General features: G+C 32.7%; 8 protein-coding genes. 1 reads left to right on the top strand and 7 read right to left on the bottom strand.

Going from position 1 to position 7,199, the window contains the following annotated elements; translation table 11 throughout:
• The 3 genes from ACKI67_RS03220 to ACKI67_RS03210 form a co-directional block, all read right to left on the bottom strand.
• Positions 1–403 (bottom strand): radical SAM protein (locus tag ACKI67_RS03220; RefSeq protein ID WP_407461953.1); only part of this gene is annotated, 403 nt, incomplete at its 3' end.
• The gene (locus tag ACKI67_RS03215) at positions 403–1,029 is read right to left on the bottom strand and encodes a TetR/AcrR family transcriptional regulator (protein ID WP_407461952.1); all 627 of its coding nucleotides are present in this window, start codon (positions 1,027–1,029) and stop codon (positions 403–405) included. The genes ACKI67_RS03215 and ACKI67_RS03220, both read right to left, overlap by 1 nt.
• A gap of 204 nt (positions 1,030–1,233) precedes the next feature.
• Positions 1,234–1,572, bottom strand: coding sequence for a heavy metal-binding domain-containing protein (locus tag ACKI67_RS03210; RefSeq protein WP_407461951.1), 339 nt, complete (start codon positions 1,570–1,572; stop codon positions 1,234–1,236).
• A 398-nt stretch (positions 1,573–1,970) separates the two neighbouring features.
• Here ACKI67_RS03210 and serA point away from each other — a divergent pair, with 398 nt between their 5' ends.
• A complete protein-coding gene (gene serA / locus ACKI67_RS03205; protein WP_407461950.1) occupies positions 1,971–3,545 on the top strand; it encodes a phosphoglycerate dehydrogenase in 1,575 nt (524 codons plus the stop codon).
• A gap of 169 nt (positions 3,546–3,714) precedes the next feature.
• Here the strand turns inward: serA and ACKI67_RS03200 are convergent, their stop codons facing one another.
• The 4 genes from ACKI67_RS03200 to ACKI67_RS03185 all read right to left on the bottom strand — a co-directional run bounded on the left by ACKI67_RS03200 (position 3,715) and on the right by ACKI67_RS03185 (position 6,983).
• A complete protein-coding gene (locus ACKI67_RS03200; protein WP_407461949.1) occupies positions 3,715–4,533 on the bottom strand; it encodes a Mov34/MPN/PAD-1 family protein in 819 nt (272 codons plus the stop codon).
• A gap of 77 nt (positions 4,534–4,610) precedes the next feature.
• On the bottom strand, positions 4,611–5,369 hold the full coding sequence (locus ACKI67_RS03195) for a tRNA(His) guanylyltransferase Thg1 family protein (RefSeq protein ID WP_407461948.1): 759 nt from the start codon (positions 5,367–5,369) through the stop codon (positions 4,611–4,613).
• Positions 5,370–5,458: 89 nt separating this feature from the next.
• On the bottom strand, positions 5,459–6,217 hold the full coding sequence (locus ACKI67_RS03190) for an aspartate dehydrogenase (RefSeq protein ID WP_407461947.1): 759 nt from the start codon (positions 6,215–6,217) through the stop codon (positions 5,459–5,461).
• A gap of 358 nt (positions 6,218–6,575) precedes the next feature.
• The gene (locus tag ACKI67_RS03185; RefSeq protein WP_407461946.1) at positions 6,576–6,983 is read right to left on the bottom strand and encodes a PRC-barrel domain-containing protein; all 408 of its coding nucleotides are present in this window, start codon (positions 6,981–6,983) and stop codon (positions 6,576–6,578) included.
• Positions 6,984–7,199 lie beyond the last annotated feature (216 nt).

The following is a 7,199-nucleotide window of genomic DNA, read 5'->3' as shown; positions in this document are numbered from 1 at the left end:
GGCTTGCCTTGACTATGACATCCTCCCTAATCATAGGCTCTCCACCAGCAAGAACTATGAAGCTTATTCCAAGGTCCTTTGCCTGATTGAAGATATTTTCCCATTCCTCATCACTTAGCTGATTTATAGGAGCATCATCACTGCATGAATTATTTGCTCTTGAATAGCATCCAGTGCAATGAAGGTTGCAGCTGCTTGTAATGCTTGCAATTAAAAAGATAGGAATGTTTTGACCTTTTCTCTCATATTCCTGCCTGATTTTAGTGGCTTTTCTTGTATGCTTTGCAAACCTGGCCAAGAAGAGACTTTCCTTAGGATTTCTTATAGATGCCTTGATTGCATCCTTGACTATGATTTCCGCTCCATCAGCAAGATATTTCTGCAAATTAAAATCACTTTCCATCATTTCACCTTCACGCAATCAATCAGGAAATTAGCATGACCTTCGGCTTCCTTAAAGAAATTCTCCAATGTATCCTGAGGGATATCATCATATTTTGCACAGATTTCCAAAAGCAAGTAAATTGGAAAGCTGTAATATTCCTTTGCCAGAAGTTCAGGATCACAGTCCTGGCGAATAATCCCATTTTCCTTTAAGATGGTGAAAAATCCCCTCCAGAACTCCAATGGCTTAACGAGAATCTCATTTTGAAAAAACAGCCTGATCGTTTCATTGTGATGCATTTGGATAAATACCAATTTCCAGATCTTAAGGTTTTTCTCATGGCTAAACATTTCCTTTATGGCTTCTGAACCCATATGATAAAAGAGTTCAGGATTTTCAACCAGTATTTCATTGTCTTCACTTAGGAGCAAATCATTGTTGTTGAGCAACTCATCGTATTCAAAAAGATTTCTCAAGTAGTCAAATATATCCATCAATATTGCTTCTTTAGATGAATAATGACTGTATATTGAACTCTTTTTAATCCCAACTTCTTCTGCAATCTCCCTAAGTGAAACAGAATCATATCCTTTCTTTGAAAATAAATCTAAAGACACATCAAAAATCTTTTCTTTAGTGTTCATTATTACCTACCTACCGTTCGGTAGTTATACTATATGATAAATGATATATAAAGTTTTTCATAGATAAAAAATTCTAAAAATATCTTAAAAATTAGAAAAAACAAGCAAATTAAAAAATACCCAAAAAAGAAAAAACAAGCAAATTAAAAAATACCCAAAAAAGAAAAAACAAGCAATTTAAAAAAAAAAAGAAAAAGAAAAAGATCATTCTTTTTCAACTACAACAGCAGTACCATATGCTAAAACTTCTTGCATGTTTTGGGATATGCTGTCTGAATCCATTCTCATGGTGATGATTGCATTTGCACCTAATTCCTTAGCGTGTTCAATGCAACGTTGAATGGACTCATCTCTGGATTCTTCCATCATTGAAACGTATTGCTTGATTTCTCCACCGAGCAATCCTTTTAATCCTGCACCGATATCTCCACCAAGACCACGTGCACGTACGGTCAAACCATATACGAATCCTTTTTCTTCTACAATTTTGTATCCTGGAATATGATCTGCACTTGCAATAGGAAATTCTTCTACACTTACCATAATTATTCCTCACATAATTTTTTTTAGTGAATTTTAAATTAACATAAGTTAATCAGTATAATATAGGGCTATTAAGTATTTAAACTTTATTAAATTAACTTATGTTAATTTAAGCTAAAATCAATGTTAAAATCATTAAATAAAATTCAAATAAAAAGGAAAAAATAATTAGTGGAATAAACAATTCCGTACAATTATTTAAATATAATGTTAACAATAGATAATAATATTATAAACTATCTAATCTAGATTAGATAATACTATTAATCTAAATTCATTAGATAATTTATCATTAATTTTAAAAAATTTTTTAGATTGAATGAAATTCTTCGATTTATAAAAATGATTAACTATTAAAATTACTTAAAAATTTATTTCAAAAAATGAACGGTGAAATAATGAAGGCATTAGTCGCAGATGCAATTAACGAAAAAGGTATTGAAAACTTACAAGAAGTTTGTGAAGTCGTGGTGAATACAAGCATCACCCCTGAAGAATTACTCGAAACCATTGGTGAATATGATGCAATTCTCATAAGAAGCAGAACCAAATTGCCTGCTGAAGTAATTGAAAAGGCAGACAATCTTAAAATCATTGCTAGAGCAGGTGTAGGTGTAGATAACGTTGATGTAGCAGCAGCTACCAAAAAAGGTATCATGGTAGTAAACGCACCAGAATCCACTTCAATCACTGTAGCAGAACACACAATGGGACTCATCTTAAGCACCATCCGTAAAATAGCTATTGCTGACAAATCTACCAAAGCAGGAAAATGGGAGAAAAAGGCATTCATGGGTATGGAACTTAGAAACAAGACCCTTGGTGTAATCGGTATGGGAAGAATCGGATCTCAAGTGGTAAACAGATGTAAGGCATTTGAAATGGATGCAATTGCATACGACCCATATTTACCTCCTGAAGTGGCTAAAAACATGGGTGTTGAATTATATGAGAACATTGAAGACGTATTGACCCGTGCAGATGTAATTACAATTCACGTTCCACTCACTCCTGAAACTGAACACTCAATTTCAACTGAACAATTCAAATTGATGAAAGACACAGCACTTATCTTTAACTGTGCTCGTGGTGGAATCATTGATGAAGACGCTTTATACGAAGCATTATCCACTGGAGAAATCCTAGGAGCAGGTCTTGACGTATACGAAGAGGAACCTGCAAAAGAAAACAAATTATTCGAATTGGACAATATCGTATGTACTCCTCACATTGCAGCTTCCACCAAAGAAGCTCAAAGGGATGCAGCTATCATTGTAGCAAATGAAGTAATCACCTTATTCAAAGGAGACATGCCTAAAAACGTCATCAACATGCCTCGTATGAACAATGCTGAATTTGAAGAAACCAACAATTATTTAGAACTTTGTGAAAAATTAGGAAGCTTCATTTCACAATCCGCAGGCAGCCCAATTAAAAAATTGGAAATTACCTACAAAGGAGAAATTGCAGAACTTGCAAATAGAGAATTGTTCACAAGAACCATCTTGCAAGGTATCTTAAACCCTATCACTGAAACTGCAGTAAATGCAGTAAACGCAACCACCGTTGCAAAAGCAAGAGGAATCAGCATTACTGAAGCTGTAAGTGATGACAGTGAAGGTTATGACAGCTTAATCAAAGTTTCCGCAAAAACCAAAACTGGAGAAATGTCTGCAGACGGTACTTACTTACACGAACCTAAGATCATTAAGGTCAACGGCTACTGGGTAGATGTAAAACCTGAAGGAAACATGTTTATTGCAAGATACAAAGACATTCCTGGAAGTATCGGTGCAATCGGTACCAAATTCGGTGAACAAAACATTAACATCGGTATCATGCAAGTAGGAAGAGACTCCTCCGGCGGAGAAGCAGTTATGATTCTTACTTTAGATGAACCAGCCACTAAAGAAGCTGTTGAAGAAATCAAATTATTAGAAAACGTTTACGCAGCAACCAGCTTAATTCTTTAAGTGGAAAAACAGTTAATATAAAAAATTTATTAGAATTCATTTGAATTCTAATCTCTTTTTCTTTTTTTAAAATTAAAAAATAATAAAAATTAAATTTATAAAAATAGCTTTTTTTAAATAATAATAATTTAAAAATAAAATAAAAATAGAATAGTATTTTATTTAAGATTTAATCATCTGAATCTTCATCTTTTCTATTGGTAACACCTTTTATGATAGGTTTTCCATCCCTAAATTCTATGATTAAACCTAAATCAGGACTTTGACCATTAATGCGTTCTCCGCCAATCCTAACCACTCTTGGATTTAAATCAATAGATCCTAAATCCTCATCAGACACATTGTATGGATTAAAAGAAGTGTTTGAACTGGAATCCAATGACCCACTCAAATCATCAAATTCATGAGAATACTTGTTGGTCTTCTCATTGTCATCATCAAAATAGGACAAATCCTTATCCAAATCAAAGAAAGATGGACTGAGCTCTTCCCCATCCCTTTCCTCTATCTCTTTTTTAATCGCTTCCAAATCATCAAACATCAATTCCTGATTGGAATCTGAGTAATGCCCTACCTCAAAAGTGGTTGGCATACCATAGGAGTCATAAGCTTTCATGGTTTCCAATGAGTATGGCTCACAAACGATTATATGGAATGGACCATGCTTGGAAAATGTGATCAAGTCTGCATGAGATGGACTCGCATTATGTCCTGGGTGAGAGTGTACTGAACCCCACTTCTTCTGATTAGGTGGAATCATCCAATCATTGAAGGTAGCGCTTGTATGAGATCTTTCACCAGGTAAAAACAATAATCCGGTAATGTAGAGAACCTTGTCCTTAACATGACCATCAAACATTGCCAAAAATTCATTGGGATATGACTTTTTAGAATAAAAGACTACAGAATCAATTACTCCTTGGTCAACACAAACCTTTTCAAACTGATTCTTTTCATTCATTTTTGAGACCAAATCTTCAAATCCCATATTACCACCTCATAAGCTTTAGAATAAATAGTAAATAACTAATTAAAAATAATTACATTAATAATTTATCATTAAATTCATAATTTATCAAAAAAGTCTTGACTAAAAATATCCAATTCATAATCAACAAAGACTTCACTGCGTGTAGATATTGTTTTCTCTTGCTTTTTTGGATTGAATCCTTCTATTTCCCATGACCTTTTATAAATTCCAATTCCTCTCTTTTTCCAATTATCAACATCATTAAGATTGATTCCTCTCTCAAAGAGAAGGTCATGGATGTCACTTGATTTCAATCCTTTGATTTTTTCATTTGCTTGCTTATCATCGTATTCTTTTTTAAGTGCCCAGATACCATATCCATTGATGCAATTTCTCCAACATTCATCTTGTCTCCATTTGAAGTAGCTACATATAGATGCATCATCGATTGGAATTATTCTTGAATCAAATGATATAGGAAATACATTATTCCTATCATTATCTGATAAGTTATCCAAATCAAACTCATTAGAATAATCGTTCAATAAATAATATGTGAAGGAACTTGAGGCCAGTGAAGAGAATACAGAATTGATCTTCTCGACTCTGCCTGAAAATGGAATTTCATCCAAAAGAATACTTATTTCATCGGAGAATGAGTAAATGAACTTAGGTGAAAACTGATTGAAGATGTCCAAGCATACATTTGTGATAAGTTTATAGAAATTCTCATCATAAGGCTTTTCAAGATTCAATCCTTTTGCTAAACTATGAAATTTACGACCATCCAAACGTAGAATTATATTTGAGTTCTTTGGAACTTTCATAGTTGAGTAAATTTCATAATCTTTCATCAAATCACCTAAATACTAATTTTTATGATTACTTTAATGATTAATTTTGGTAATCCGTATTTTAATTTTTCAAAAATATTAAATTACAATTATGTTCCTACTGAGAAACATTCGTTGAAGCTTTTCAATAATTTAATAGCTGAAAATGCAGCTAACATACTTGTTTTTGGGTTTGCGGCAAATGGATAGTTTTCAGAGCTTGTTCTGAATTCTCCGAAGTCACCTTTCACTACAACTTCATGAACATTCCTATCAACTTTAGGGTCTACAATGATCTTTACATCGATATCCATATTGCAGGCGATACTCAATGAAGCAGCCACATTGATGTTTACCGGAAACTTCTCTACAGCTTCGGAAGCCTTTCCTTCAAATAGGATCTCTTCCTCTTCAACTTCTCTGCCTAATGATTTAGGAGCTTTTCTTGTTGTGAGGGAAGCCTGTGTAATCTTACCGATTGATGCTGCCTTGATACCATCCAAACCTACTATAGCACCAGATGGAGCATAGACCTTTGCCTTATTCTCTTGAGCAACCTTATGGACATTATCTCTAAATTCCTTATCCATCAATGCACCTACACTCATGACCATCAAATCCACACCCTTTTCCAAAATAGGTACGGCAATGCCTTTTAAAGCCATTGGAGAAGCTGCCTCAACAACCAAATCAACTTTTTTAATCATATCTTCAAGCTTTATAACAGCTATTCCATTTGCTATCTGTGCAAGGTTTTCTGCTCTTTCTATATCCCGATCATAGAAATACTTGATTTCTATTCCGTCTTCAGATATTTCATTAACTATTGTATTTGCAATAGCTCCACACCCTACTATACCTACAATCATTAGTTCATCTCCGATAAAATTTTGAATATTTATATATTTATCCTTAATATTAATAAATTTTTATTAAATAAAAAACTATCTGATTAACAAACTCTTAAAATAAAATCTAAAAAAATAATAAGAGATTTCCTAACAAGAATGAAAAATGAAAATTTGTAAACCATTTATTATAAATTGTTAATAACATTGATAATAACAGAAAAAATAGAAAAAATCACTTCATGAAAATTAAATAAAAAAAGAGAAAATAAATTAAATATGTTAATTAATCTGAAACTACATTTAGAAAAACAGGCTAATAATCAAAGGATATGGTAAAAAATCTCAAAGATTAATAACATATTTGCTTAATAAAGACTTATACTTTTGGTACAGGAGCTTCTACAGGAGCTTCTCTTGGAGCTTCCCTAATAGGCTCAGGTCTTGGGCGTACAGAGATTTCTTCGCCAGCTACTGGAGGTTTTGGTCTTTTTAAGTCTTGAGGATCAATTAACATAATGTCTCCAATAGCAGTTACTCTGTCAAACTCAATATTAAGTAAGCCTTCTTGGAAGGTTCTGCCTACTTCTTCTTCAGGTACGAATTGGAATCCGCCTCTAAAGATATCTCTGAATCCTGCGCTTTTTCTTTCAGGTTCTAAAGCTTTTACTTGGAGTCTAGAGATAGTTCCGTATCTTATATTAAGAACTACGTCATGAACTTGACCTACATACTGACCAGCTAATGTATATATATCTAAATCGTAAAGAGTTGAAACTTCTACCATTTTTTTCACCATCTAACTCAATAAATCAAATAAAAATGTTTTGTGATCAATGTTAAAAAACATTGCATTATCCTTTAATTTTTAAAAATTTTAGCCTATAAAGAATGAATTAATAATTAAAGATATGAATTTTCAATTTTTGATAATTATAAAGAAATTCATAAGAAATTTAACAATTAAACACTAAATAAGCTTATTATATAATATATGTATATT

Origin of the sequence: Methanobrevibacter sp., from assembly GCF_045577275.1 — an archaeon.
Taxonomy (GTDB): domain Archaea; phylum Methanobacteriota; class Methanobacteria; order Methanobacteriales; family Methanobacteriaceae; genus Methanobrevibacter.
The sequence above is the reverse complement of the archived record's forward strand: the minus strand, read 5'-3'. Positions and strand labels throughout refer to the sequence as shown.